This window comes from Rhodoglobus sp. (assembly GCF_053580035.1).
The window spans coordinates 282,132-309,052 of sequence record NZ_JBMDVL010000002.1 but is presented as its reverse complement, the minus strand read 5'-3'; the positions used below and the strand labels follow the sequence as shown (position 1 = coordinate 309,052).

Here is a 26,921-nt window from a genome sequence, read left to right as displayed (position 1 = left end):
ACCACCCGAATGGCCGTCGCTGGGGCCGTCCCGAAATTGCGGCCCGCTACCCCCGAAGAGGGTGTTCTCACGTTAACACTCGGGGCCGCCCGATTGCGACATGTGACGACTGAGGGGGCCAGCGTTAGAGCGGATTCGTGAGGTCGGCGAACGGCAGTTGCTGGGCGAGGATGTTTTCTGCTGCGCGGTGACCGGAGTGGAGGGCCGCGGTGACGGTGGCTGGATCATCCGTCCAGGTTGCTTCGCCAGCGAAGTGCAGCACGCCATCGACGGGAGTAGCCAAGAGGTCGTGGTCTTCGGGGGCTGAGCCCGGTTTCATGTAGGCGTAGGAACCACGGGAGTATGGCTCATCCTGCCAGTGAGTAACGAGCACGTGGGTGGGAGTTTCGACTTGTTCGCCGTAAAGGCCGCGCAGCGCATCCAACACTGATTCGGCGATCTGGTCATCGCTCCACTCGCGCGTTTCAATCGCGCTGGGGCCTGCCGCAAAAGTGAGAAGTGCCGGGATGCCGTGCAGCTCAGTGAGGTCGTACCAAGAGTGCCACCACTCTCCAGCTTCGCCCTGCTGGCGGATGACGTAGACGTCGTCGTCCCAGAACTTGGTCGGAAAACGCATGAACACCTTCTCGAAGTTGTTCATCTCAAAGCCGTTGATGGCGGTGGCAAGCCAGTCGGGCAGTGCGGGGTCGAAGAAAAGATCGCCAGCCTGCAACACTCCGATGGGCACGGTGATGACGACCTGGGTGGCACTGAAGGTGCCGCGGGGCGTGGTGACGGCGGCCCCGTCGCCCGACCACTCGACTTGCGTGACGACATGCTCAAGTCGCACATCGAGCCCGGCCGCGAGGTTCGCCGCAAGCTGGTCGAAGCCATCAGGAAAGACAACCTCGTCACCCTCCACGGTGTCGTCATCGAGCCCGTGCGCATCAAGCAGCGCGGCGTGCACCCCGTACTGCTCTTCGGAACGGTGCAGCAGAAATTCCCGCACTCGGTCGGCCCGTTCAGCGGGCCAGTCGAGGGTTGACAGGGTCGCGTCGACGGCATCCTGATACGAACTTCCAAGAACAGATGCCCCGACTGTTGCCGCGAGGTGCTGGTCGAACAACCGAACATCGTCGGCAAAGGCGGAGGCGGAGGCATCGCTCAGGCGCTCGCCGGTGGGCGAGAAGTACGCGATGGGGCGGCTATCGGGCTGGTAGCTGCCAACAGTGAATTCGGCTGTTCGCAAGCCGAACCCGCGTACGACATCCGTCAGTGGATTGTTGTCGATGCCGTGAATCCAGGATGCCCCACGGTCGCTGATGAGCCCGTCGGAGCGTTCTGTCCACGTGCGGCCACCCACACGATCGCGGGCTTCGAGCACGACAACACTCTGCCCGGCCTGCACGAGAAAGCGCGCGGCGGTGAGCCCAGAAACGCCGGCGCCAATGACGATCGTGTCGAAGTGTGTCATGGCGTCAGAGTAGCAACGCCTTCTCTCCGGTCGCGTTGCGGCGCACGCGAGAAAGAATGGAAACTTTTAAGTCGCGGCGACAATCTGGCAAAACTACGGCTGGACGTACTTTCTTATCAGGCGTCCCCAACATAGGATCAGAAGATGGGCACGGTCACGAATGCAGGGCGGCGGAAGCGCATCCGAATATCGCTGGCCGCTGCCCTCGTCACCTCCGTTGTTGCCCTGCTCGGGGCATGCACCAGCACACCGGATGCCGCCGCAACCGTAGACCCCGACGACCAGCGCCCCGTCGTACTCACGACCTTCACCGTGCTCGCCGATATGGCCCAGAATGTGGCCGGCGACCACCTTCGGGTGGAATCCATCACCAAGGTGGGTGCCGAGATTCACGGCTACCAGCCAACCCCCGGCGATATCGCCAAGGCGGCCGACGCTGACCTCATTCTCGACAATGGTCTCAACCTTGAGGCGTGGTTTTCGCAATTCGTCGATGGTCTTGATGTTCCTCATGTTGTGGTGTCTGAGGGTGTTGAGACGATCAGCATTGCGGAAGATGCCTATGAGGGGTTGCCGAATCCGCACGCCTGGATGAGCCCGCTGAACGCCCAGATCTATGTCGACAATATGGCGGAAGCGTTCGCCGAGCTTGATCCAGAGAATGCTGCCGATTACGCCTCAAACGCCGACAGCTACAAGATCGCGCTGCAAGCTGTGAATGACGAACTCACCACCGAACTGGCGACACTCGCTCCCAACCAACGCGCGCTCATCACCTGCGAAGGCGCCTTCTCCTACCTGGCCCGGGATGCCGGCCTCAGCGAGCATTACCTGTGGGCGGTCAACGCCGAACAGCAGTCCACTCCGCGACAGGTCGCCGCCGTCATCGATTTCGTTCGCGACAACGACGTGCCCGCCGTGTTCTGCGAATCGACCGTGTCTGATCGCACCATGCAACAAGTAGTCGAAGCGAGCGACGCCGTCTTCGGCGGCACCCTCTACGTGGATTCGCTGTCGGCGGCCGATGGACCCGTTCCGACCTACCTTGAGCTGTTGAGGCACGACGCGAAACTCGTGATTGACGGGCTGACAGGAGCCGGATCGTGACGCGAGCAGAGCAGACACCCGAAACCGGCGTGGGTGGGGGAGCCGCGGCATCCGCCCGGTCCGACACCCCCGCAATCAGCGTTCGGAACGTCACGGTGCACTACGGCGATGTGTTGGCGCTTGATGACGTGAGCATTGAGGTCGCCGCAGGCCAAGTGTGCGGCTTGATCGGCATGAACGGTTCGGGCAAGTCGACCCTGTTCAAGACGATTACGGGGATGGTGCGGCCCGACCGTGGCACGGTCACGCTGGGTGGTCGTGCACCGGTGGTCGCCCGCAAGGCTGGTGCTGTCGGCTATGTTCCGCAGAGCGAAGAAGTGGATTGGGCGTTCCCGATTTCGGTGCGGGATGTCGTGATGATGGGTCGCTACGGCCACATGGGTGTCACTCGCAGGCCCCAGTTCGCCGATCGTGCGGCCGTGGATGAGGCCCTCGCCAGGGTCGAACTAACGGACCTTGCTGACCGCCAAATCGGGCAGCTCTCGGGTGGTCAAAAGAAGCGCACGTTCGTGGCTCGCGGAATTGCTCAGGAAGCGAGCATCCTGCTCTTGGATGAGCCGTTCGCTGGGGTCGACAAGCGTTCAGAGGCCACCATCACGGCAGTGTTGCGTGAGCTCGCCCACGATGGGGCAACAGTGCTGGTCTCCACTCACGACTTGAATTCACTGCCCCAGCTTGCCGATGAAGCGATCCTGCTCATGCGCAGCGTTCTCCTGCAATCCACTCCCGCGGAGGTGCTGAAGCCCGCCAACCTCGCGCGCGCTTTCGGCCTCGATGTTCACGCGCCGGAGGAGAACGAATGAGCCCCTTCGACTTTCTCCTCGAACCGCTGAGCTATGACTTCATGCAGCGGGCCATGGCCACGAGCGTCATTGCCGCCATCGTGTGTGCCGTGTTGTCATGCTGGCTCGTGCTCGTCGGCTGGTCACTCATGGGGGATGCGGTTTCGCACTCGGTGCTGCCCGGCGTGGTTCTCGCCTATGTGGTCGGGGCGCCGTTCGCGCTCGGTGCTCTCATCTTCGGCTTCCTCGCTGTCGGACTCATCGGTGCGGTGCGCAATACCAGCAGGATCAAAGAGGATGCCGCGATCGGCATTGTCTTCACGACCCTCTTTGCGCTCGGGCTCGTTCTCATTTCGGTGATTCCCTCGCAGACCGATCTCAACCACATCATCTTTGGCAACCTGCTCGGGGTTTCGACTGCAGACCTCCTTCAAGTGGTGATCTTGGGCGTCGTGACGTTCAGCATCCTGATCATCAAACGCCGCGACTTCACCCTCTATGCTTTCGACGCTACCCACGCCCACGCCATCGGCCTCAACCCCAAAGTGCTCGGAGCCGCCCTGCTCGGCATGCTCGCCCTCACCTCGGTTGTCGCCCTGCAAGCGGTCGGGGTCGTGCTCGTCGTGGCATTGCTCATCATCCCCGGCGCGACCGCCTACCTGCTCACCGACCGCTTCTCGCGCATGCTCGTGATCGCCCCGGTGCTGTCGTCGCTCGCGGCAATCCTCGGGCTCTATCTCAGCTACTACCTCGACACGGCATCCGGCGGAATGATCGTGCTCGTTCAGGGCTGCGTCTTTGCGCTGGTGTATCTCTTCAGCCCGAAGCAGGGTCTCATTGGAAAGCAGATCGGTGCGAGCAGGCGGCGACGGATGCTCGCCGCGCGGTAGTTGCCGGATCCGAATAGTAGGTTAGGCTTACCTAATCAATTTCAAGGAAGTCGGATGACCAGTACACGTGACGCTAAACGCGGGGGACACCCCCGGACGGATGGCGCCGACCCGGCCTCCCCTCACTGAGCCTGCAGATGATCACGACCACAAGGACTGGGATAGCTGCATTGACTCTCCCTCAGGGAGAAACCCACAATGTTGCATTGGTTACGGACGACGGCGAACTAACCTACGGCGACATTCGCGAACGAATTAGCGCCCGGCGGGATGAGCTGGGCTCCACACGGCGACTAGTAATGATCGAAGCCGCGATGGCGGTAGAGCCGGTTGTCACCTACCTCGCGTCGCTCGAAGCGGGGCATCCGGTGATGCTGGTCGAACCAGCTAGCCCAGCAAACGGTGATGCGACTCATTCACGAATCGACTCCCTAGTAAAACGATTCGATCCGGATGTGTTCGCCGTGTCCGAAGCAGATAGCTGGATGCTTCATGAAACGCGAACCGGCACGCGGCATGAGCTTCACCCTGACCTAGCAATGCTGGCAACGACATCCGGATCGACGGGGTCACCTAAAGTGGTGCGTCTCTCGCGCGGAAATCTTCTGTCGAACGCCTCAGCAATTTCTCAGTACCTCGAACTTGACGTTGCAGACCGTGCCATGACGACGCTGCCACTGCATTACTGTTACGGCCTGTCAGTACTCAACAGCCACCTCTTTGCTGGGGCATCAGTGCGCCTGAGCCCACGATCTGTCCTGGACCCAGAATTGTGGAACGAGTTTGAGGAGGCACGGGCAACGTCATTTGCTGGGGTCCCGCATACCTTCGAGCTACTGGAAAAGACCGACTTTGCGACGCGCGATCTCTCATCCTTGCGTTACATCACCCAAGCTGGAGGAAGGCTCGATCCAGAACGGGCTCGACGATTCATCCAACTAGGTCGCCATCGTGGCTTCGACTTCATCTCGATGTACGGACAGACTGAAGCGACAGCTCGCATGGCTTACACTCCCAGTGAACTCGCCGAAACTGCGGTCGGAACCATCGGCATTCCCATCCCCGGAGGCCAGTTTCGAATCGATGCCTCGCCCGGTTCTGAAGTTGGAGAACTCGTGTACCGCGGCCCCAACGTCATGATGGGTTACGGAGAGCAGCCATCAGATCTCGCGCTCGGCACCACCGTGCGCGAGCTATTCACGGGAGATCTGGCCCGACAGCGCGCTGACGGACTTTACGAAATAGTGGGACGCAGTAACCGCCTCACCAAGATATTCGGATTGCGAATCGATCTCGAGCACGTCGAGCAACTCTTCGAAAGCACCGGAATGATCGTGAGAGCAGTCAGCTCCGACGATAACCTCATCCTTTTTGTCACCGCGGAGCGCCAAGTCAGGCCGGCAGCAGAATACGCATCGTCACAGTGGGGCCTGCCCGCTCACGCGGTTAAGGTTCACTCAATCGCAGAATTTCCGCGGACATCGAGCGGCAAAGTCGATACGGTTGCGCTTCTGCGCTATGCCAACGATCGCGGCGCCGAGGACCACAGCGCCGACTTAGACACTGTCACGAAGTATGCAGTGACTGCGGAGACCCTGAGGGCACGAGTCGCGCATCTGCTGGGTGCGCCTCACGCTGTCTTCAGCGACTCCTTCGCCGGGTTGGGAGGGGATTCTCTGAGTTATGTCGAGGTCTCACTTCACCTCGAAGAACTTTTAGGAGTGCTCCCTCGCGCGTGGCCGGCGATGTCAATGACCGAGCTCGCAACCTACGCGGTGAGGAATCAGCCGCGCCTACCAATCGACCCCAACTCACTCTCAGGAAGCGATGAAACGGAGTCGATTCCGCGCCGAGCTCGCGCTCGCCGCACGCTCAGGTGGTTCACGCAACGATCGCCCCGCATCGAAGTGCCCATCGTGCTCAGGGCGCTGGCGATTCTTCTCATCGTCGCAACCCACGCCGACCTCGTATTCATTCAGGGTGGGGCACATCTACTCCTAGTTGTCGCCGGCTACAACCTTGCACGCTTTCAGCTAGCGAACCGATCGAATCGACGCCGGACCCGGGCGATGCTGGCCGGTGTTGCCTCCGTGGCAATTCCCGCGATTACGTGGATCGGACTCGTCGCGGTGGTGGCCGGAACCTACGCGACAACAACCGTTTTCCTCGCTAATAGCTTCGCTGGCAGCGCGCACTGGACACCTCAATGGCACTACTGGTTTCTGGAGGCGATGCTGTGGACAATGCTGGCCATCGTGGCTCTGCTCGCCATACCGGCTGTGAGCGAGTGGGAGCGCCGCTGGCCCTTTACCTTTGCGCTCGGGGTGCTGGCGATAACGCTCGTAGTGCGCACCATTGCGTTGGGCGGGGTTCAGGCAGAGGGCACGGAGAAGTATGCGGTCACAACAGTTGCCTGGCTTATCGCCCTCGGCTGGGTGATCGCACGCATTGCATCCACAACACAGCGCCTCATTGTTTCGGTATTGGCTGTCGTCTGCGTCGTAGGATTTTTCGGCGAGCCGCTACGAGAAGCAATCGTCATCTGCGGTGTGCTGGTGCTGTTGTGGATTAGTTCCGTACCCATACCGCGTTGGCTCGTTGGCGTGGTGTCTACGCTGGCCAGCGCATCATTCTTTATCTATCTCATTCATTGGCAGATCTATCCTGGGATCGAAACGCACTCGCCGCTATTGGCGACAGTGGCCTCGTTGATCGCCGGAGTGGCGGCGTGGGCGATCTACTCGTTCGCTCTGAGTCGCGGCCGCACCGTTCTCTCGAAACTCGCTTCGGCTAATTCCCGAACTCAGTGAGGTGGTGCTCGGCCGCGCTGGCCGGATACAACACTGCTCCGCCATCCACTTTCAAACCCACCACGGCTCCGAGAACTAGGGACTGGGTTTGGTGTGACGGAACGGCGAGCGAGATCGTCGTGGGATGTTGCCCCAATGTACGCACCGAAAGCAGCGCGGTCGGCCCGATGTGTCGTACCCCTTCAACTGAAGCACTGCACTCGGAAAGGTCGGTGGTTAACGAGACTTGGGCGGGACGGACCATGGCTGTCACCCATTCGGCTCCGCGACTATGGTCGTGCCGCACGCGTATTCTGCCCAGCGCAGAGTCAACCTCATTCTCAACTCGCACTGCGGGCATCAGCACAACCGATCCCATCAGTGCGGCGATTTCGATCGAAGTCGGCGCATCGAATACGGTCTCTGGCGTGCCCGACTGACTCAGCGATCCATTAATCATCACCGCAATACCATCACCGAACGAGAGTGCCTCTTCTCGATCGTGGGTGACAAGCACTGTGGTCGTTCCGCTGCGCTCAAGTGCGCTAATCACCGCGGCCCGGGTTTGTTCACGCAACCCAGTATCGAGTGCGCTGAAAGGTTCATCGAGCAGCACGACTGCTGGTCCCGGTGCAAGGGCGCGGGCAAGCGCGACTCGTTGCTGCTGGCCCCCCGAAAGCTGATGAGGATATCGCGTGGCGAGAGCGGGATCGAGAGAGGCAAGCTTCATGACCTCGACAACACGTTGCGTTCTGCCGGAGCGGGGCAACCCAAATCCGATGTTTGCGGCAACGGAAAGGTGGGGAAAGAGGGCACCATCTTGAGCGACATAGCCGATTCCGCGTCGGTGTGCGGGCACGCTACGTTCTGGGGTCGCGAGCATTCGACTGCCCAAAGAGATTTCACCGCTATCAGGCTCAATGAAACCCGCAATTAGGCGAAGAAGAGTGGTTTTTCCGCATCCGGAGGGCCCCACGATGGCGGTACGGGAACCCTGAGCAACGTCGAGCGAAATATCGCTTAAGACAGGCGTTGTGCCGAACGATCTGCCGACACCGCTAATGTGCAATTTCACCGTGCTCTACCCCTCGTCTGGGCAAAGAGTAAAGCCACAGCGGGAATCGAGAGTAGCACCAGAGTTATCGCGTAGGGTGCTGCGCCCGGATAGTCGACCGAAGAAGCGGCCGACCAAAACTGGGTTGCGAGAGTTCGAGTTCCGGTCGGGGCTAAGAGAAGTGTGGCGGTCAGCTCATTCGCGGCTCCGAGAGCCACGAGCGCGCCCGCCGCCGCGATTGCTGGAACGAGCAACGGAAGCGTGACCCGAAGCCGGGCGACGAGGGGCGGTGTTCCCAGCGCCCGGGCGGCTTCTTCCAATGATTCAGGCACCTGCGCGAGACCGGCGCGCAATGTAACCAGTGCTCGCGGGAGAAAAATAATGACGTAGGCCGCTACTACCGTCGCGGGTGTCTGATAAAGCCCTGGTGCAACGGTGAGCGTGACGGTCACCAGAGCGAGTGCGACGATTATTGCGGGCAGGCTGCTAGCGATCGAATAACCACCTTCGAGAAATCTGCTCAATCGCGACGGATGCCGAGTTGCGAGCCAGGCAACCGGAAGCGCGACCAGGATCGCCCCGATTGCCCCGCCGAAGGAAAGTAGCGCTGTGTCAGTCAATGCGCGCCAAAGCCCATCGAGCATCTCGGGTGTCATGGCGAGCGACCATCGAATAACGCTAACCATCGGCACAATCGTTGCTAACGTTCCGAGCGCCACGATGGCAAGAATCGCGAACGGGGTAAGCCTGCCAAGTTTGACGAGTTGGGCCGGCCGCGCACTGCTCGCTCCGACATAAGCGTAGCGAGCACGTCCTCGTGCTGTAGCTTCTATCGCCAGCACAATTATGCTCAACAGTGCCAGCACAATACCGAGCGAGGCCGCAGACGGTCCAGCGAATGTCGATTGGTAAGCGACCACGATTGCGGTGGTGAAAGTATCGAATCGGATGAACGCGAACGCGCCGTATTCGGCAAGAAAGTGGAGAGCGACGATGAGGCCCCCGCCGAGAATGGCGAGCCGCAGCTGCGGAACAACGACTCTGAGAAGAATCGCTCCCTCTTTCAATCCGAGTGAACGTGCGCTCTCTTCCAAGCTCGGGTTGAGACCGCGCAGGGTGGCAAGTGCCGGGAGGTACACGAGCGGATAGTACGCGAGCGTAGCCACGAGGAGCCCTCCGCCTAGACCTTGGATGGAAGGAACGACGCTAGCCCAGCCGTAGCTGCTGACGAAGGCGGGGATGGCCAGCGGTGCAACAGAGAGGATGGCGAAGAAGCGCCGGCCCGGCAGATTGGTGCGTTCAACCAGCCAGGCACTCCCGACTCCGAGCACAATGGTGAGGGGAACCCCGAGGACGAGGATCAGCACAGTATTGCTCAACAGCTCGCCCACTCGGGGGCGCAGGAGCAGTGCCGCAAGCTCGTCGGTGCCGATCCTGGCTGTCGCCTCGATGACGTAGCCGACAGGAACTAGCATCCCGATGGCGAGAACCACCACAATCACGAGCAATGCCCGGGAGGGTGGTGGGGTCATCGTGGTCGTTAGTCGCTGCATGCGCGCCACTTTCGCCACATTCGGAATCTTCAGAGGAGCCCTGCTTGCATCATGAGGTCGAGAACCTCGGGACCGTTGAGGGTTGACGGGTCGATGATGGGTGCATCAAGAGAATCGAGGCTGGGTAGCGGCGCTTTTGCGGGAACGTCGCTGCCAACCGGGTATTCGAAGCTGTAGCCTTCGCCAAGAATTGTTTGCCCCGAAACGCCGGCGATAAACTTCAGAAATTGCTGGGCGTTGTCGGCATTCTTGCTCGATTTGAGCACGCCACCACCGGAGATGCTGACAAAGGCCCCAGGGTCCTCATTGCCGAAGTAGTGAAGCTTGGTGTTGCCACTGTTTTCTCCTCCGGAGTCAGAATCACGGAACCAGTAGTAGTGGTAGATGATGCCGCCGGCGATCTCGCCAGCGTTGACCGCTTTCATCGTGACTATGTTGTTGCGGAAGGTCGTCGCGTTTGCTTTCATCCCGGAGAGCCATGCGGCCGTCGCATCAGGGCCTTCGGTTTCCAGAATCGCGGAAACGATTGCCTGAAAATCTGCGCCAGAGGGGGCCCCGCCCCAGTTTCCTTTCCAGCTCGGATCTTGCAGATCCAAGATCGAAGTGGGGAGGTCAGACTCTGCGAGAAGCTCGGGGTTGTAGACGAAGACAGCCGAGCGCGCCGCGATCCCCGTCCACAGTCCGCTAGCTGGCCGGTACCGCTCCGGAACCAGATCGAGCGTTGCAGGGTCTACGGGTGCAAGCAGGTCAGCATTTTCGACCAAAGACATGGCGGGGGAGTTTTCGGTGAGAAACACATCGGCGCGCGAAGCATCACCTTCGGCAACAAGCTGATTGCCAAGTTCACTGTCACCGCCGTGGCGAAGCACCACGTCGATTCCCGTTTGAGCGGTGAACTCTTTCACCCATTCTTCGGTGAGCTGTTCGTGCTGGGCGTTGTACACAACCAGTGCGTCTTCGCTGGCGTCCTGAACCCCGGACTCGTCACCGGTGCCGCTGGTGCTCGTGCATCCACTCAGTAGCAGGCTCGCGGCGGCAAGTGTCGCGGTGATGGTCAGGAATTTTCTCAAAACTGGAGCCTTTCAGGAGTGCAAGATTAGATAAGGCTATCCTAAGTGATCCTGATTGTTGTAGCCCGCTGAGCATCTTGGCAGGGGAGCGCAAGCGTGCTGAACGCTAGCTCGTGGCGGTGCTTGGCGTCATGGTTCCGCCGGAGACGTAGAGTGCGTCGGCAGCAGTGCGACCCAAGCTGATTGCGTTATCGGACCCACCAACTGTGACGTCGAGGGCGTCGGAATACGGCGCGCCCGCACGGACCGCAAGGGTGGCGGCAAAGACGATGCCGCGTTCTTCAAAGAATTTCAACAGCTCGGGGTCATCATCGGAGATGCGCTCGACTACCACGGTGCTACCGGGGGCGATGCGGCTCAACTGCACGGCATCCGGAATCGTCACGGTGCCATCAGCGCTCGGGATGGGGTCGCCGTGCGGGTCGCGGGTCGGGTGCTCAAGAAATTCGTCGATGCGCTCAACCATGAAATCCGAGACTGCATGCTCGAGGTTTTCGGCCTCATCGTGAACCTGATCCCAGCCGTAGCCGAGCACGCTCACCAGAAAAGATTCGATCAGACGGTGGCGGCGAACCATGGCCACTGCGTGAGCACGGCCGACATCGGTGAGCGCGATGGAACCGTAACGAGCATGGTCAAGGAAGCCCTGATCGGTGAGGCGACGTACGGCATCCGAGACGCTCGAGAGAGTTAGGCCGGTCTTTTCGGCGATCACCGTGGCGGTGACGGGGACGTCGGACCACTCCGAAAGACCCCACACAGCCTTCAAGTAGTTCTGGGTACTGACCGAGAGCTCCGTGACCGACATGCGCCAAGTCTAGAGCCGAAGATTCAACTACGGCTAGACGTAGTTAACGACGCTTGCCCCCGCCCGGAGAACAGGGGGCGGGGGCAAGCGGGTCGAGAAAGTTAGTTGAACATTCCGTCGAGACCAAGGTCACCGGTGATGTCACCGATGAGGTCGTCGGTGTCGATAACACCATCGAGGATGTCGTCAACGTTTGCACCGTCAGTAACGTCGGTCACTACGTCGGTTGCATTGTCGACAACGTCGGTCACCTGAGTGGCGTTGTCCACGACGTCAGAGACGTTGGTGCCGTTGGCGATGTCGCTCACGTTGGCGGAATCGCTAACGTTTCCCACTGCGGTGTCGTTGCCCGAAGCAACAGGAGCGTTCACTTCGTTGCCTGAGGCGATAGCGTTTCCGTTGAGAAGGTCACCGTTGAGGATGCCGCCGCCGAGAATGTCGCCACCGAGGACGTCGCTGCGCAGAAGGTCAACGTCGCCAACCTGAGGCGCGATCAGCACCGGAATGTCAGTGCTGCTGGAAGATGAGTAGGAGTAGCCTTTCGTCGAGGAGTCGCTGTCGCCGGTTGCTGCCATGGCGGGAGCTGCGGCTCCAACTGCAATCAGTGCTACTGCTGTAGCGGTTGCGCCGATCGTGGTCTTCTTCGTGAATGCGTTCATTTCTGAACTCCTTCTTACGTTGTTGGTCTCCGTGGAGGCCCTGCGTCTCGAGGCTTTCCCGAGCCGCAATGAGTACTCCGGAGCGCGCCTGTAACCGGTTTGGGGGTCATTTCGAAAAAGTTCGAAAGTGGCCAATTTGGGGTGCAGATTGGGTCGGTTGTGTCGTCTAGATCCGCATGATTCCGGGGGAGTTTCACTAGCTGGCAGTCAACTGAGCGGAGTCTGACGAAACGCCTAGTGGTGAATGCAGTGCTGCATCCGCGTGCCTAGTCGGAGGCGGCGGCAGCCTTCACTGCGGTGTAAGCCTCGAGGGCCTCGCGGCGGGTTTCGGCGAGGTCGACGATCGGTTCGGGATAGGCGTCGGTGCCGAGTTCGGGAATCCAGCACGAAACGTATTCGCCCGTGGGGTCGAACTTTTTCTGCTGCAAGACCGGATTGAAGACGCGGAAGTAGGGGGCGGCATCCGCACCGGATCCGGCAACCCACTGCCAGTTGGCGGGGTTGCTGGCCTCGTCGGCGTCAACGAGGGTGTCCCAAAACCACTGTTCGCCAGCTCGCCAATCGATGAGCAAATTCTTGATGAGGAAGCTCGCGACGACCATGCGCACGCGATTGTGCATCGTGCCGGTATTCCAGAGTTCGCGCATCCCGGCATCGACGAGGGGGATGCCGGTGCGGCCGCGGCGCCACGCTTCGACCTCGCTTATGCCTGCCGGTGCGTCGACGCCGCCGATCTCGTCGACGGTGTAGCCCCAGGGGAAGGCGTTGTAGGCGGGACGGTAGTTGTCGGTCGCGAGGCGCGGGTTGTCGAAAAGCAGCGCAGTCGAGAATTCACGCCAGCCGATTTCGCTGAGGAATTTGGCGACGTTCTTGCGGGCGGCGGTGGACACGTCGGCGGAGCCGTTGCCGGAGTTGCTGCCGTCGCCTCGCAGCCGGTGCCAGATCTGGGTGGGGCTGATCTCCCCGAACCGCAGGTGTGGGCTGAGTCCGCTCGTTGCGTCGACGGCAGGCTCATCGCGCCGGTGGTAGTCGGCGAGGCGTTCGGCAACGAAGTTCTCGAGCCGATCGAGCGCGCCCGCCTCACCGGGAGTCCACGTCTCGCGCAGTCCCTCGGCCCAGTCAGGGCGCGTGGGCAGAAGGTTCCAGTCGGCGAGGTCGTCGCTCACGGGAGAGGCGGCTGGCCAACTCAGCTCGGCCTTCGTTGGCGCCGGCAGTGCATCCCGCACCGGACTATCTTGCGCCGCACGCCAATACGGGGTGAAGACCTTGTACGGCTCGCCCTGCCCATTGCGGATGTGCCACGGCTCGTTCAGTAGATTGCCCTGATGACTTTCGACCGTGAGGCCCTGTTCGCGCAAACTTGTTTTGAGGCCCGCGTCAATATCGCGGGCTGCCGTGTAGCGGCGGTTCCAGTGCACCGCGGCGGCGCCGAGCTCGTCCACGAGCGTCGGCAGCACCTGCGCGGCCGGGCCGTGACGCAGCGTCAGTTGGCCGCCCAGATTCTGCAGGGCGGCATCCAGAGCAGTGAGGCTGTGATGCAGCCACCACTTGCTTGCCGAGCCTAGCGGGCGGATGCCGTCGCCGGTTTCGTCATGAATGTAGACGACCACAAGCGGTCGGCCTTCGCTTGCGGCGGCGGTTAGCGCAGGGTTGTCGGCTAGTCGCAGGTCGTTGCGCAGCCACACGATGGAGGGCTGATTCTGGTTTCCGCTCACGCCTCAACTCTAGGGTCGGCGGCTGACTATTTAGCTGAGCAGGTGAAAGTGCTCGCATTGCCACTGCTGGGTGTTCTGGGCTTGGTTGTTGCGGGTGTCTGCCCACGGCGGGTACACGCGAAAGCCGCGTTTGCCGCCATGCCCGTCGACTGAGACGATGCCGCGGGCGATCAGCACGCTGAGGGAAAAGACGAAGGCGCCGAAGCCGCTGCTGTCGCGGCTGACCACGACAAGTTGCTGGGTGCCATCGTTGCTGCGAAATGGTTGAGTAGTGCCATCAGTGTGTCGGCGCCAGACGGCTACGAAGAGCCCGGGTTTGGTGGGGGTGAGTTTCGCGACCCGGTATCGGGTGTGGGCGGGGGTCGTGGTGAATGCACCGTACACGCCGTTGTCGGGTTCAGCCACGAGTTGTGTGCTGTCGGGGAAGAGGTTGCCGAGTGAGCGAATAGCGTGCGCGATGTCGGGATGCAGTGGAGCAGTAGTCACGGTCATCCGTTCGGTTCAGGTGTCGTGTCAGCCTATGTCGCAGTGCGTGCGATTGCTTTCGGTACGGGCTGGCGGAGCATCGTGTTCTGGGTAATACTCAGGGAATGACTTCCCGTGCCGATCGCACCGTGAATGAGCACCATCAAGTATTCGGTGTATTGCTCTTTGTCTTTGCCGGCTGCGGATTCATGGCGCTCTGCGTGCTGGCGGGTACCGCGACGATTATGGCGAGCCAGGTTGCTGCTGTCGTTCCCGTTGTGTGGGATAGCCAGGCGCTTATCGTGGCTGGTGTCGCGTGGTGGACGGGGCTCGCGGCGGCGTTGGCGGGGCTCGCGATCTGGATCATCCGGTCGAAGACGAGAAGACCACTATTGCCGTGGGCGATTGTTGACTGTGCCCTGATGGCTGTTCTCGTGGTGGTGGTGTTGCTTTTCGGCTTTTAGCGGTGCCCGTCACATCAGATGGTTGGCGCCTGCGGGGCGGTGTTGTTGGGGGCGTAGACTCGCGCAAAACAGTCGTCGGTGTCGATGGCGGTGTTTCGAGTGAGGGGTTGCCGCACGATGACAGGATCTGGTCTGCGACAGGAGTCGGTCGATTTCGGTGATGTGATTGAGCGTGTGGAGAATATTTTCTCCTCCCTGCTTCTTGCCCTCCCCAATGTGATTATCGGCATTGTGGTGTTCCTCATTTTTTGGGCGCTGTCGTGGGTGGTAGCCAAGCTCGTGGGGCTGGCTATGCTGCGGGCTGGTCGGCCGCGCGGACTTCAGATGGTGCTGAGCCGGCTTACGGCCTGGAGCATTCTCTCTTTTGGGCTGCTTGTCGCGCTCACGGTGATCTTTCCCACCATCACCCCGGCGTCATTGTTCGGAGCTCTGGGCGTTGGCGGTGTGGTGATTGGGTTCGCGTTCCGCGACATTTTTCAGAACCTGCTTGCCGGCATCCTGATTCTGTTTACTCGGCCATTTCGCATCGGCGACCAGATCGTTTCGGAGAAACATGAGGGCGAGGTTGTGGACATTTTGGTGCGTGCAACGCTGCTGCGCACCTATGACAATCGGGTGGTGGTGATTCCGAATAGTGAGCTCTACACGAAACGGGTTGTCGTCAATACGGCGTATGAGACTCGCCGGCTCAGCGTTGAGGTGGGGATTGGCTATGACGAAAGCATTGCGGATGCTCGTGCCGCCATCCTTGAGGCGATTGCGACTTTGTCGGGCATCGTCACGGACCCGGCACCGGAGGTTCTCGTGAATCTGCTCGGCGATTTCAGTGTTGTCCTTGAGGTTCGCTTCTGGATCAGCCCACCGGATCGTCGCGAAGCAGTTGAGGCGCAAGATCAGGTTCTTGAGGCGATCAAACGGGCGCTAACTGCGGCCGACATTGAGATGCCGTTCCCCGTTCAGAAGATCATGATTGATCCGGGGGAGACCCACACCGAGGGCGGTCGCTAGAAGCAAGCGCCGTGCGGCTCTTGGTCTATTGCGGGATTGTTGGAGCGCGCAGGGGAACTCGTTTTAAATAGTTCGAGGGCCGGTTTCAGAGGCATGAAACCGACCCTCTCCCTTTGCACCAAGAGTGTCCTGCAATCACATTCCGCAGTAGCTGCCACAGCAAACAACTTCTGCTCTATGAATGTATAACGGAAAGATAACGCTGTCTAGTTACCGTTCCGTTATTTTTGGAAATTCTCCAGAAAAGTCTGTCTACCCCTAGGTTTTTGGCGGAAGTTGGTCGAACTATCTTTCTGCACTGACAACACGAGTCCGCAGATTGTGCGCTCATCAATAGCTTCAGTCAGGTGGTATTCGTCGGTGCTATCTCGTGCCGAGCGTCGTACGCTGACACCACTGACATGTAGGGGACTTGAGATGGGTTTCACGATTCGACCGCTGAATGCGTCCACGTGGGATGCCTTCGCTTCACTCGTTGAGTTCAATAACGGAATCTTTGGCGGATGCTGGTGTTTGGGTTTCCATGCGGAGGGTGCCGATAAATTTGCCGCACCGGCGGAGCGCTGCGAACGCAAACGTGAACGCGTGTTGGCAGGCACAGCGCATGCTTCTCTAGTGTTCGATGGCGACGATTGTCTGGGTTGGGCACAGTTCGGCACCCCGGATGAGGTACCGCGCATCAAGAGTCGCGCTGCGTATGAGCGTGAGCTCACCACGCCACCGGATTGGCGAATCGCGTGCTGTTACGTCGGCAAGGGGCACCGCCGTGAGGGCGTTGCCGCGGCGGCATTGGCTGGGGCGCTTGATCTGATCGCCGAGCTGGGAGGAGGTCGAGTTGAGGGCTATCCGGAGGATGCCGCCGCAGTGCCCGCCGGTTTCCTGTACAACGGAGCGCTCTCCACCTATGAGTCCCTAGGCTTCGTAAAAGATCGCATGATCGGAAAACATCGGTGGGTTGTCGCAAGGGAAGCTTAAGGCTGGCGTGAGAATTTTCTCTGCCGCTGCGTCAGTGGAGCAGCGACTAGTCAGACTGCCGGGTAGCACCGCAGGCATGTCTGGGTTATTCTCAAATATGCTAGCGATGGGGGTTGTGGATCGTCGGCCCGCGCAAGTCGGCTATGTCATCGGCGCAGGCGTTATCGCGGTCGTCGTAGCCTGGCTCGCGATCGGCGGCATCATTCACGGCTGGATGCTCATTGCCTTAGTTGTGGTCTGCTTGGGGCCGCTAGGTCTCGCTGCTTTCATCGTGGCCAACTCAATCGCACTCTTCGTGACGGGGGTTCCCGATTGGACGGTTCTTGGTCTTGCCGCTGTCGTTTCAATCGGCGTCGCATTCGTCAATGTCATCAGCACTCGTCAGTGGAGAGCGAGACCGCTAAGGGAACCTGACGCCCTCAGCACTAGACACCTCCCGCCTGGCTGGGACCAACTTTATGGTGGCATCCTCTTCGTCTTGGCGGGTGGCGCGTTCATCGTGCTCTCCGTCGTTGCCGGCTATGCGGCAGGTACCGCAGGCTTTGGCGTCCTCGCGTCGAGTCTTGAGAATCGCGCTGACGAAGTGAAGTTTGTCGCTTCGGTCACGTGGTGGCCAGGACTGCTTATCGCGGTAGTGGGTCTCTTGTGGTGGAGAGTGCGTGTAGGACAACGGCGGCGAATCTTCTCGTGGGGCGCCCTCGACTTGGCGGCCATGCTGGGGCTCATCGCCGCGGTCGTGCACGTCACACGCTGAAATCGCACAACCTGCCAGCCGTAGCGAAGAAAACCTAGTGCGCCGAGTCGACGAGCTTGAGCCCGACGATGCAGCCGACGAGCCCCATGAGCAGCAGAATCTTGACCCACGAGATGGGTTCACCGCCGAACACCATGGCGTACGTCACGGTGAGCGCAGCACCGATGCCGACCCAGATGGCGTAGGCGGTGCCGATGGGGATTTCGCGCATCGCGTAGCCGAGGCCAGCCATGCTGGCGAGAATCGCGACACCAAAGATCACGGTCGGCCAGAGCTTCGTGAAGCCCTCCGATTTGCCGAGGGCGGTAGCCCACACGGCTTCGAGCACGCCAGAAAGAATCAAAACAAGCCAGTACACGATGGTCTCCTTGGCCAGTCTTTGCGCAAACCCGGTACTGATCCGTCGTCGGGAGCCGTGTGTGCGGCTACCTGTTTACCGTATCAAAGCGGGCCCACATTGGCAGGGATGCCGGCAGTTGCTCAGCGTCTGAGGGGCGACCCTAGTTGCCCAGCGTGCGGCGAGCAGCCGCCAGCACAGCCTCTAACGTGATCCCGCGACGGGCCATAACCTGCGCCCCTGAACCGGATTCGCCGAAATCTTCAACGCTAACCACTTCACCGTCAAGTCCCACCCAGCGGTACCACCCATCACCGCGTCCGGCCTCAACGGCAACACGGGCAGCAACGGAAGCAGGGAGAACAGACTCGCGGTACGCAGCATCGCTCGCGGCAAACCACTCAACGCTGGGCATCGAAATAACCCGCACCCCAACGCCATCCGCAGCCAATGCTTCTGCCGCCTCAAGGGCAAGCGAAACCTCACTGCCGGTAGCGATGAGCGCGAGATCGAGACCGTCGCCGTGCTGCCACGCAACATAAGCGCCGTGGGCGACCTTGGCATCCAAGTCGTCGCGTTCGTGCAGAACCGGAACATCCTGGCGCGAGAATACGAGAGCCGTGGGGCCGAGAGGCTGCGCAATGAGGCGCTTCCACACGGACACCACTTCGGCGGCATCCGCTGGGCGCACCACATCAAGCCCGGGCACAGTGCGCAGCGAGGCAACTTGCTCAACAGGCTGATGTGTCGGCCCATCCTCACCAACGGCAACACTGTCGTGGGTGAACACATAAACCGTCGGCAACTGCATCAATGCAGCGAGACGGATGCTCGGCCGCATGTAATCGCTGAACACGAGGTACGTCGACGCAAACGGTCGCCATGGCCCCTGTATTGCGATGCCGTTGAGTATCGCTGCCATGGCGTGCTCACGAATCCCGAAGCGGATGAATTCGCCGCCAGGGTTGCTCGCGGTCACGGCGGAGCCGGGCACCTCTACCCCGGTAGATCCGGCGAGGTCTGCTGAACCGCCCCAGAGCGATGACACGTTCTGTAGGGCCTTAATGGCGACGCTGTTGAGCTTGCGAGTTGCTGACGGGGTACCGACAGCGGGCAGTTCGATTGATTCGAGCGCGCCCAGTGCTGCCGAGCTATCTGGATTCCGGAAGGAGTGCCACGTGCTCGCAGCGTCAGGCTCCGCAGCCTTCCAGGTCGCGAGAGCCGCATTCCATTCATCTTCAAGAGTCTGACCGCGGGTGAGAGCGCCCCGCGCAAAGCTGAGAGCGTCATCGGTCACGAGATCTTCGAGCGGAGCATCCGGCGCAAACCCGAGTGAGGTCTTGATCGCCGCAACTTCGTCGTCACCGAAACCGCCGGAGTGGGCGGCGGGCTTGCCAGAGAATTCGGCTGATGGTGCGCCAATGACGCTGCGGATAGCAACGAAGGTCGGGCGGCCATCGCGCGCCTTCGCTTCAGTGAGTACCGCCTCGATCTCGTCGAGGTCGCTGGCGTCATTGATCTCGAGCACGCGCCAGCCATAGGCGGCGTAACGAGCGCGCACATCCTCGCTGAAGGCTGCTTCGCCCGTTGAGTCAATCGTGACGTTATTGTCGTCCCACATCACGACGAGGTTGTCGAGACCGAGAGTACCGGCAAGGCTTGAGGCTTCACCGCTGACGCCTTCTTGCATACAGCCATCTCCGGCGATTACCCAAGTGGTGCTGTCGAGTCGGGGGAGGTTTGGCGCGAAGAGTGCACGTCCGCGGCGGGAAGCCAACGCCATTCCGACGGCCGAGGCGACTCCTTGGCCGAGCGGGCCGGTGCTCATTTCGATTCCGGGGGTGTGGCCGAGTTCCGGATGCCCGGGGGTGCGGCTATCGAGGGTGCGGCTTTTGGCCAACTCGTCGAGCTCCAGTCCGTAGCCCGTCAGAAACAGCTGCACATACAGCAGCAGGCTGGCGTGTCCGGCGGAGAGAACGAGTCGGTCACGGCCGAGCCACTCGGGGTTGCTGGGGTTGTGGCGCAAGATTCGCTGGTAGAGCACGTGGGCCAATGGTGCGAGCGCCATCGCTGTTCCGCCGTGGCCGTGGCCCTTGGCCTGCACGACGTGGGCGGGGATGGCGATGGCGGCGCGCACGGCGTCTGCCTCAGCGGAGGTGAGGTTTTCGAGAGTGGGGAGGCCGGTTTCTGACATACCTGACACTTTGGTCTACAAGTGTACTAAAGTCAACGTGTGCAGAAATATCTGCACAGTCACGAAGTAGACTTTCCCCGAGGGTTGGTCACAATGCGGAGGACAAAGCTATGGCGCACGTGATCTCAACGGGTTCTGGTGTCGTGCTTGACCTCATCCGTTCTGGAGAGGCGACAACTCGTTCCGACCTCATCGTGCAGCTTGGCTGGTCGCGAATTACGCTCGCCCGTCGGCTCGATGAACTGCTCAACGCTCGCATTATCGTTAGCGCTGGCCAATCCGATTCTCGTGGTGGTCGCCCGCCAGAAGAGTTCGTCGTCAATAAGGACGCCGGCTTACTTTTGGCAATGGACATCGGCGGATCACACTCGCGACTCGCGATCACCGACCTCGTATCGACCATCCTCCTTGAGGATGAAGCGGATATCGGCCTCGATCACGGACCAGATGACATCTTCGACTGGAGTTGCCAAGTCTTTGACCACATGCTCGGGCTGCTCGGCAAATCGCGCATCGACGTGCGCGGCATCGGTGTTGGAGTGCCCGGCCCCGTCGACCCGGTGAGCGGCCGCATCGCTTCGCCGCAGCTCAATGCCCAGTGGGCGGATGTCGTCGTCAAGGACTATTTTCCCGACGACTACCGAGCGGTGTTCGCTGTCGATCGCGACGTGAACATTCTCGCGGTGGGGGAGCATCGGTTGGGGTGGCCTGAATACAGCGACGCGATCGTGTTGAAGGTCGGCATGGGTATCGGTTGTGGCCTGGTGTTCGACGGCCGTGTCTATCACGGTGGTCGTGGTGGAGCGGGAGATTTGGCTCACTCGCCCGCCGGCGGCGAAGAGGAGTGCTTGTGCGGTCGAGTCGGATGCCTCGATACGGTGGCCAGCGGTCGTGCGATCAAACGCGAGCTGAGCGCGCTCGGCACTTCGGTGCGCACGAGTGCTGACATTGTGGCGCTCGCGGCCAGCGGCCATCAGGGGGTCTCCCAAATATTGGAGCATGCCGGTAGCCAGATCGGTGAGGCTTTGCTTGATCCGGTAGCTCTGTTGAATCCATCGGCGGTCGTTGTCGGCGGCAACATTGCGCATGCCGGTGCGATCTTCCTTGATCCGATTCGCGAGCGTCTCCTTCGCGACGCTACAGCGTTTTCTCGCCGGGATCTCGTGGTTATTCCGGCGCGGCTTGGTCACAAGGCAGGAATTGTCGGGGCGTCGCTTATTGCGCAAGATGCCTTGTTCGAGGCTGACCGCATCAGTCGTTTGACGCGCGAAGCTGGTGCCTCGCTTGAGAAGTATGGCGAGAAATAGCCACTTAGGGCTATTCGTAGACATAAGTCCCGTTGGGGGACTAGGCTCGCAATCGCCCACCGCTGTCATTTAGCGACGGGGCGAATGGCCGGCGAGAGAGCAGGATGCAGTGAGCGAAACTTTGGCAGACGAACTGAGCGATGACGCGATCGTCTTGCGCGCAGAAGCCAGCGACTGGCGGGCCGCCGTTCGCCTCGCCGGTGATGCCCTCACGGCAACGGGATCAACCACCGACGAATACACGGCCGAAATGATTCGCGCTGTTGAAGAACTTGGTCCCTACATTGTGATCGCGCCGTCCATCGCGCTAGCGCACTCCCGACCCTCTCCTGCCGTGCTGAAGACCGGAATTAGCTGGGTCAGCCTTGCTAACCCGATCGAATTCGGTCACTCCGCCAACGACCCCGTACGGCTCGTTGTCGGACTCGCGGCTGTCGACCATGACTCTCACCTCGCCACCATGTCGAATCTTGCCGGTGTACTCAGCGGCGACATCGACCGCCTCCTCGAGGCGACAAACCCTGAACAACTCCGGGCACTCATCCGAGAGACCACGCAGTAGCCCACTGCGATAGCGAAAGGCACACACATGAAGATCGTTGCGGTCTGTGGAATGGGAATCGGTACATCCGTTCTCCTGAAAATGAATGCAGAAAAGGTTCTTCGCACACTCGGAGTTGACGCCGATGTTGAAGCTGCCGATATCGGTGTTGCCCGCGGTATGGCTCGCGACGCTCAAATCGTGCTCACTTCGGAAGAACTCGCCCCGGAGATTGGTGATGTTCCGGCGAATGTCATCATCATCGACAACTTCTTCGACCTCGAAGAAATTACCGCAAAGCTCAAGGCAGCGCTGCCCGAATAACGCTTCACCTTTCACTAACTAACAACCTCAAGGGAGAACACAATGGAGTGGCTAGTTGTAGTCTTGAATTTTATCGGACAACAGATCCTCAACGTTCCGGCGTACCTCGTCGGAATTATCACCGCGGTCGGCCTCATCGCTCTTAAGCGGCCAGCCGGAGCCGTAATTGGCGGTGGCCTTAAGGCTGCACTCGGATTCCTGATCTTGGGTGCTGGAGCCGGAGTCGTGGTTGGCTCGCTCAACCCACTCGGCGACCTCATCCTCCGGGTCACGGGAGCTCAGGGCGTCATCCCCACCAACGAGGTCATCACGGCCCTCGCCTCGGTTGAGTACGGGGCTACTAGCGCCTACGTTCTCACCCTTGGCTTCATCGTGATGCTCGCCCTTGCCCGGTTCACGCCGCTCAAGTACGTGTTCCTCACCGGTCACCACATGGTGTTCATGGCGCTGCTGCTCAGCGTTGTGCTTTCCGTTGGTTTCGGTCCAGACCTCAACTGGCTCGTCATTCTGATCGGCGCACTGCTGCTCGGCGTAATCATGGTCGTGATGCCGGCATTCGCTCACCCGTGGACGAAGAAGATCACGGGCGACGACACGATCGCTATCGGCCACTTCGGAACCCTCGGCTACATCGCTGCCGGTGCTGCAGGTCAGGCAACCGGTCAGAAGAGTCACTCCACAGAGAAGATCAACTTCCCGCAGGGCCTCAAGTTCCTGCGTGACTCGATGGTCGCCACCGCAATCTCGATGGTGCTCATCTACATGGTCTTCGCCGTCTGGGGCCTCATCGCCCTGCCGCAACAAGAAGCGTTTGACGTCTTCGGATCCGCGGATGCCGGTGCCTACATCATGGCCGCATTTGCTCAGGCCCTGCAGTTCGGTGTTGGTGTCGCAATCATCCTCTATGGTGTGCGCACGATCCTCGGCGAGCTTGTTCCTGCGTTCCAGGGAATCGCCGAAAAGGTTGTTCCTGGGGCCAAGCCGGCCCTCGACATTCCGCTGGTGTTCCCCTTCGCTGCTAACGCTGTGCTGATCGGATTCCTCGCATCGTTCCTCGGTGGACTCATCTCGCTTGCACTGCTGGCAACGTGGCTTGGCCCGGTCTTCGGACTGGCGCTCATCCTGCCCGGCATGGTTCCGCACTTCTTCACGGGTGGTGGTGCCGGTGTCTACGGCAACGCAACCGGTGGACGAATTGGTGCTGTCGTTGGTGGTTTCGTCAACGGTGTTCTCATCACGATTCTGCCGGCGATCCTGCTGCTCGTGCTCGGCGAGCTCGGATTCGCCAACAGCACCTTCGGCGATGCCGACTTCGGTTGGTTCGGAACTCTCATCGGCGTCAGCCTGCTGAGCGGTGTGCCGGCAGTGGGAGTGGTGCTGACCATTGCGATCGCGGTCGTGCTCGTAGTTGTGGCATCCATCTTCCAGATCCGTGTCGTCAATACGGGTTGGGTGCCGGGAGCCAAGCGTGATGCGTGGCTCGCTATCGAGGCTGAGAAAGCTGAAGAGGAGAAGGCAGCGGAGAAAGCGGCAGCAAAGGCTGCTGCTGAACCCACTGTAGAAACACAGGCTTAACCGCAGAGTCGAGCTTTCGGGTAGCTCGACTGGGCGCCATTCCTTCGGGGGTGGCGCCCTTTTCTGTTGGTCGCCAACTTTCTGTCAATCGCTTGCTGTCCGTCAGCTGCGGTCGTGCAGTGCTCGAACCGACCCTGGTGCGTGGATGCCCGACCGCAGATCAGGGGCATCAATAACTGTCGCGGGGGCCGTTCCAAATCGCACGTGGCCGGCCCATGCATCACCGGCGATATCGTCGTCGGGGTCTTCCGGCCAGCCATTGGAGACGCGGAGAGACCACTCGTCGATGGGCAGGGCGAGTACGAGTGTTGCCGCGAGCTCTTTCTTGTTGTTTGGGCGAACTTCGCTAAGGCGACCGGGAATCAGCTTGTCGGTTAGCGCGTTGAGTGCGGCAGATTTTTCGTCTCCGTCGAGCACCTGAAAGGATCCGAACAGCACGGCGCTGCTATAGATCAGCGATGACTCAAATGCCGATCGGGCTACAACGATCCCGCCGAGCGAGGTGACGGACACTGCCGCTGGGGATCCGGCGACGAGGCGCATCCACCGCGAGCCGGTCGATCCGTGCACGATGAGCGAATCACCAAGCCGAGCAACCGCAGTCGGTATGACCCCTGGCGTGCCATCGTCATTTACGTAGGCGACATTCCCGACAATCTCCGAATCGAGCAGCGCGTTCAACGCTTCGCGATCCTGTGACATCAGTTCGGGCATCCGAGTGGCATTCGTTCTGCTCATTCGGTCAGTGTGGCACGGGGCCGCGCTGAACCTCCACAGCGAACCGGAGTGGTCCAGTGTGTGCCGTTAGTGGCTAGCGGTGCGCCCTAGATAAAGTCGGGGCTGGGCGTCGAGGCGAAGCGCACCGAGACATCCGGATGACGGTCGTAGCGGTACCCGATGCCACGAACCGTACGAACAACATCTTCGTACGCACCGAGCTTGGAGCGCAGGCGACGGATGTGCACGTCGATCGTGCGCTCGTTTGGCGCTTCGTCGTCTTCGGCAGACCAGAGAGTCGAGATCAGCTGAGCGCGAGCGATGGTCTGTGATTCGCGCAGAATCAGGAACTGCAGGAGTTCGAATTCTTTGTACGTGAGCGCTGCTGGTTCGTCGTCGATGAGCACGCGCTTGCGTGAAAGATCAACGATGACGCCGCTGGCTTCTTTTTCCTCTGGCTCTTCCACCTGGCGGTGCTTAGCGAGAGCTGAGGGGTCCTGAAGGGCGAGGCGCACTACATCAACGTCGCGTCCGCCAGCACCCACCGGGGCGAGAGCAACAGCGGCGTGAGTTTCAGAGCCGGGTACGAGTTGCTGCGTGAGGAGCTTGAGCTGCTCAACAATTGCGCTGAGATCGGTGCCTGCGGCGGCGGCTTTCAGCTCGTCGATTCCGACGTAGAGCACGAAGCCGCGAGCTTCGGTGCCCTGAGGAACAGCGCGAAGGCGAGGTGCCTCCGTTGCGGGAGCAGCAGGCGCCGGGGCTACCGCCGTGCGAGGGTTGCGGGCTGGTTGCACGGCAAGCGACAGTTCGCGAGCCGCCGTGTGAGTTGGCGCAGGGGCGGGGGCCGCCGGAGCGAAAGAGGTGCGAGGGGTACGTTCGATGGTTGCGAGAGACATGGGTCCAGAAATCCTTGGATAAGGGGTGAAGGGCCTCTGATGATGAGGGTGTGATCCTTCGGAAAAAAATAGTGTGTCGAGCTAGATAGTCGCCGTTATGAGGACGAAAATCTGGGGGCATCCCATCTGGTGAGAATGTCCGGCGCAGGTTGGCCGACTAGGCACACATTCGACAACACGAAGCCGCACTTACAGGCGCAGTGCCCGCCACCGCAGTGCTCTTCAGCATCGCGCTAGCGGTCCTGGAAGCCACGAGGGCGGTCAGGTCGCGAGTTTGTACAGTCATGGTTGCAATGATGTTTCATGCAGCGCGCCTCTGTCAAGTTGCGCGCGGAAAATTTGGGGCTAGACGAGACCGTAGAGTCGGTCGCCAGCGTCGCCGAGTCCTGGCACGATGTAGCCGTTCTCGTTGAGGCGTTCGTCAAGGGCACCGAGGACGATCGTGACATCGCGGCCCTCCATCGCTTTTTCGACGGCGGCGAGACCTTCGGGCGCTCCGAGGATGCAGACGGCCGTGACATCCGTTGCCCCACGGTCGAGCAGGTACTGGATGGCAGCGATGAGCGAACCTCCGGTGGCCAGCATGGGGTCGAGTACGAAGCACTGGCGGTTCGACAGGTCGTCGGGCAGGCGCTCGGCGTAGGTGTCTGGTTGCAGGGTCTCTTCGTTGCGCACCATGCCTAAGAAGCCGACTTCGGCGGTGGGAACGAGTTTCACCATGCCCTCAAGCATTCCGAGTCCGGCGCGCAAGATGGGCACAACGAGTGGCTTGGGCGAGCTGATTGCGACTCCCGTGGTCTTCGTGACCGGGGTCTCAATGTCGACCGGTTCAACGCGCACGGAACGAGTGGCCTCATAGGCCAGCAGGGTCACCAGTTCTTCCGTCAGCGCCCGAAAAGTGGGGGCCGCGGTGTTCTTGTCGCGCAGCACGGTGAGCTTGTGCGTGATGAGCGGGTGGTCGGCAACGTGAACTCGCATAGGCTAAATCTACTTGAGGTGCAGACCAGTTGGAGAACCGATCGTGACAAAGTTCGATCAATGGATGACGCGGGCCATCGCTGAGGCGAAGCTCACGGCCGATTCTGCCGACGTTCCTGTCGCCGCTCTCGTCTTCGATGAGCACGACAATCTCGTCTCCATTGGGCGCAATGAGCGGGAGCTCACGGGCGATCCAACGGCGCACGCCGAGGTTGTGGCAATCCGGGCTGCTGCCGCGGCCACCGGTTCGTGGCGGCTCGACTCGATGACTCTCGTGGTCACGCTTGAGCCGTGCACGATGTGTGCTGGCGCGATTCTGCAGGCCCGCATCCCGCGCGTGGTGTTTGGGGCGTGGGACGAAAAAGCCGGCGCAGCAGGCAGCGTTAATGATCTGCTGCGTGACCGTCGGCTTCCGCACAAGGTTGAGGTTGTTGCTGGCATCCGCGCGGCAGCGTGTGCTGCCCTGCTCACGGACTTTTTTGAGGCCCGCCGCTAGTCAACCGGCC

At 60.8% G+C, this 26,921-nt stretch carries 26 protein-coding genes and 1 riboswitch; of the genes, 13 read left to right on the top strand and 13 right to left on the bottom strand.

The features are described 5' to 3' along the window. Positions 1–124: 124 nt before the first annotated feature. A complete protein-coding gene (locus ACOH1Z_RS10810) occupies positions 125–1,453 on the bottom strand; it encodes a flavin monoamine oxidase family protein (RefSeq protein WP_449648496.1) in 1,329 nt (442 codons plus the stop codon). Between the two features lie 144 nt (positions 1,454–1,597). Here ACOH1Z_RS10810 and ACOH1Z_RS10805 point away from each other — a divergent pair, with 144 nt between their 5' ends. The 4 genes from ACOH1Z_RS10805 to ACOH1Z_RS10790 all read left to right on the top strand — a co-directional run bounded on the left by ACOH1Z_RS10805 (position 1,598) and on the right by ACOH1Z_RS10790 (position 7,042). Beyond that, positions 1,598–2,560, top strand: coding sequence for a metal ABC transporter substrate-binding protein (locus tag ACOH1Z_RS10805; RefSeq protein WP_449648495.1), 963 nt, complete (start codon positions 1,598–1,600; stop codon positions 2,558–2,560). A 29-nt stretch (positions 2,561–2,589) separates the two neighbouring features. Beyond that, positions 2,590–3,363 (top strand): metal ABC transporter ATP-binding protein, encoded by a 774-nt coding sequence (locus tag ACOH1Z_RS10800; protein WP_449648513.1) that lies wholly within the window; start codon positions 2,590–2,592, stop codon positions 3,361–3,363. Then, a complete protein-coding gene (locus ACOH1Z_RS10795) occupies positions 3,360–4,232 on the top strand; it encodes a metal ABC transporter permease (RefSeq protein WP_449648494.1) in 873 nt (290 codons plus the stop codon). The genes ACOH1Z_RS10800 and ACOH1Z_RS10795 overlap by 4 nt, the downstream gene beginning before the upstream one ends. 206 nt (positions 4,233–4,438) lie before the next feature. Continuing rightward, the gene (locus ACOH1Z_RS10790; RefSeq protein WP_449648493.1) at positions 4,439–7,042 is read left to right on the top strand and encodes an AMP-binding protein; all 2,604 of its coding nucleotides are present in this window, start codon (positions 4,439–4,441) and stop codon (positions 7,040–7,042) included. Here the strand turns inward: ACOH1Z_RS10790 and ACOH1Z_RS10785 are convergent. The 7 genes from ACOH1Z_RS10785 to ACOH1Z_RS10755 all read right to left on the bottom strand — a co-directional run bounded on the left by ACOH1Z_RS10785 (position 7,023) and on the right by ACOH1Z_RS10755 (position 14,366). Next, positions 7,023–8,096, bottom strand: a complete 1,074-nt coding sequence (locus tag ACOH1Z_RS10785) for an ABC transporter ATP-binding protein (RefSeq protein WP_449648492.1) — start codon at positions 8,094–8,096, stop codon at positions 7,023–7,025. The two genes, ACOH1Z_RS10790 and ACOH1Z_RS10785, sit on opposite strands and share 20 nt — an antisense overlap. After that, positions 8,093–9,628, bottom strand: a complete 1,536-nt coding sequence (locus ACOH1Z_RS10780) for an ABC transporter permease (RefSeq protein WP_449648491.1) — start codon at positions 9,626–9,628, stop codon at positions 8,093–8,095. Before ACOH1Z_RS10780 ends, ACOH1Z_RS10785 begins: the two co-directional genes overlap by 4 nt. A 29-nt stretch (positions 9,629–9,657) precedes the next feature. Then, positions 9,658–10,698 (bottom strand): iron ABC transporter substrate-binding protein, encoded by a 1,041-nt coding sequence (locus ACOH1Z_RS10775; protein WP_449648490.1) that lies wholly within the window; start codon positions 10,696–10,698, stop codon positions 9,658–9,660. A 106-nt stretch (positions 10,699–10,804) separates the two neighbouring features. Beyond that, positions 10,805–11,506 (bottom strand): metal-dependent transcriptional regulator, encoded by a 702-nt coding sequence (locus ACOH1Z_RS10770; protein ID WP_449648489.1) that lies wholly within the window; start codon positions 11,504–11,506, stop codon positions 10,805–10,807. A 101-nt stretch (positions 11,507–11,607) separates the two neighbouring features. Then, a complete protein-coding gene (locus ACOH1Z_RS10765) occupies positions 11,608–12,165 on the bottom strand; it encodes a hypothetical protein (RefSeq protein WP_449648488.1) in 558 nt (185 codons plus the stop codon). Between the two features lie 266 nt (positions 12,166–12,431). Continuing rightward, positions 12,432–13,880: a cryptochrome/photolyase family protein gene (locus ACOH1Z_RS10760; protein WP_449648487.1), complete on the bottom strand. Its 1,449-nt coding sequence runs from the start codon at positions 13,878–13,880 to the stop codon at positions 12,432–12,434. A gap of 30 nt (positions 13,881–13,910) precedes the next feature. Further along, complete coding sequence (locus ACOH1Z_RS10755; protein WP_449648486.1) at positions 13,911–14,366, bottom strand: MepB family protein; 456 nt, start codon at positions 14,364–14,366, stop codon at positions 13,911–13,913. A gap of 104 nt (positions 14,367–14,470) precedes the next feature. On the opposite strand from ACOH1Z_RS10755, the gene ACOH1Z_RS10750 reads away from it, so the two are divergent. The 4 genes from ACOH1Z_RS10750 (at position 14,471) to ACOH1Z_RS10735 (ending at position 17,546) form a co-directional block, all read left to right on the top strand. Then, positions 14,471–14,809 carry a hypothetical protein gene (locus ACOH1Z_RS10750; protein ID WP_449648485.1) on the top strand — a complete coding sequence of 113 codons (339 nt, stop codon included), beginning with the start codon at positions 14,471–14,473 and terminating at the stop codon, positions 14,807–14,809. A 117-nt stretch (positions 14,810–14,926) separates the two neighbouring features. Beyond that, the gene (locus ACOH1Z_RS10745; protein ID WP_449648484.1) at positions 14,927–15,817 is read left to right on the top strand and encodes a mechanosensitive ion channel family protein; all 891 of its coding nucleotides are present in this window, start codon (positions 14,927–14,929) and stop codon (positions 15,815–15,817) included. A 417-nt stretch (positions 15,818–16,234) separates the two neighbouring features. Then, positions 16,235–16,792 (top strand): GNAT family N-acetyltransferase, encoded by a 558-nt coding sequence (locus ACOH1Z_RS10740; RefSeq protein ID WP_449648483.1) that lies wholly within the window; start codon positions 16,235–16,237, stop codon positions 16,790–16,792. Between the two features lie 106 nt (positions 16,793–16,898). Beyond that, entirely contained in the window at positions 16,899–17,546 is a 648-nt protein-coding gene (locus ACOH1Z_RS10735) for a hypothetical protein (RefSeq protein WP_449648482.1), read from the top strand. 34 nt (positions 17,547–17,580) lie between these two features. Here ACOH1Z_RS10735 and ACOH1Z_RS10730 read toward each other — a convergent pair whose 3' ends face one another. Together ACOH1Z_RS10730 and tkt are read right to left on the bottom strand one after the other, a co-directional pair. Further along, entirely contained in the window at positions 17,581–17,904 is a 324-nt protein-coding gene (locus tag ACOH1Z_RS10730) for a DMT family transporter (RefSeq protein WP_449648481.1), read from the bottom strand. 9 nt (positions 17,905–17,913) lie between these two features. Beyond that, positions 17,914–17,977, bottom strand: a riboswitch (guanidine-III (ykkC-III) riboswitch). A 69-nt stretch (positions 17,978–18,046) separates the two neighbouring features. After that, positions 18,047–20,077 carry a transketolase gene (tkt, locus tag ACOH1Z_RS10725; protein WP_449648480.1) on the bottom strand — a complete coding sequence of 677 codons (2,031 nt, stop codon included), beginning with the start codon at positions 20,075–20,077 and terminating at the stop codon, positions 18,047–18,049. Between the two features lie 110 nt (positions 20,078–20,187). Here tkt and ACOH1Z_RS10720 point away from each other — a divergent pair, with 110 nt between their 5' ends. From ACOH1Z_RS10720 to ulaA, 4 genes are all read left to right on the top strand, one after another. Further along, the gene (locus ACOH1Z_RS10720; protein ID WP_449648479.1) at positions 20,188–21,384 is read left to right on the top strand and encodes an ROK family protein; all 1,197 of its coding nucleotides are present in this window, start codon (positions 20,188–20,190) and stop codon (positions 21,382–21,384) included. Positions 21,385–21,493: 109 nt separating this feature from the next. Continuing rightward, positions 21,494–21,946 (top strand): PTS sugar transporter subunit IIA, encoded by a 453-nt coding sequence (locus ACOH1Z_RS10715; RefSeq protein ID WP_449648478.1) that lies wholly within the window; start codon positions 21,494–21,496, stop codon positions 21,944–21,946. A gap of 27 nt (positions 21,947–21,973) precedes the next feature. Continuing rightward, a complete protein-coding gene (locus ACOH1Z_RS10710) occupies positions 21,974–22,249 on the top strand; it encodes a PTS sugar transporter subunit IIB (protein WP_449648477.1) in 276 nt (91 codons plus the stop codon). Between the two features lie 42 nt (positions 22,250–22,291). After that, a complete protein-coding gene (gene ulaA / locus ACOH1Z_RS10705; RefSeq protein WP_449648476.1) occupies positions 22,292–23,824 on the top strand; it encodes a PTS ascorbate transporter subunit IIC in 1,533 nt (510 codons plus the stop codon). Positions 23,825–23,926: 102 nt separating this feature from the next. Here ulaA and ACOH1Z_RS10700 read toward each other — a convergent pair whose 3' ends face one another. From ACOH1Z_RS10700 to upp, 3 genes are all read right to left on the bottom strand, one after another. Beyond that, positions 23,927–24,562 (bottom strand): pyridoxamine 5'-phosphate oxidase family protein, encoded by a 636-nt coding sequence (locus ACOH1Z_RS10700; protein WP_449648475.1) that lies wholly within the window; start codon positions 24,560–24,562, stop codon positions 23,927–23,929. Between the two features lie 86 nt (positions 24,563–24,648). Further along, complete coding sequence (locus ACOH1Z_RS10695) at positions 24,649–25,437, bottom strand: winged helix-turn-helix domain-containing protein (RefSeq protein ID WP_449648474.1); 789 nt, start codon at positions 25,435–25,437, stop codon at positions 24,649–24,651. Between the two features lie 345 nt (positions 25,438–25,782). Further along, complete coding sequence (gene upp, locus ACOH1Z_RS10690) at positions 25,783–26,415, bottom strand: uracil phosphoribosyltransferase (RefSeq protein WP_449648473.1); 633 nt, start codon at positions 26,413–26,415, stop codon at positions 25,783–25,785. Between the two features lie 64 nt (positions 26,416–26,479). On the opposite strand from upp, the gene ACOH1Z_RS10685 reads away from it, so the two are divergent. After that, complete coding sequence (locus tag ACOH1Z_RS10685) at positions 26,480–26,911, top strand: nucleoside deaminase (RefSeq protein ID WP_449648512.1); 432 nt, start codon at positions 26,480–26,482, stop codon at positions 26,909–26,911. Positions 26,912–26,921: the final 10 nt, after the last annotated feature.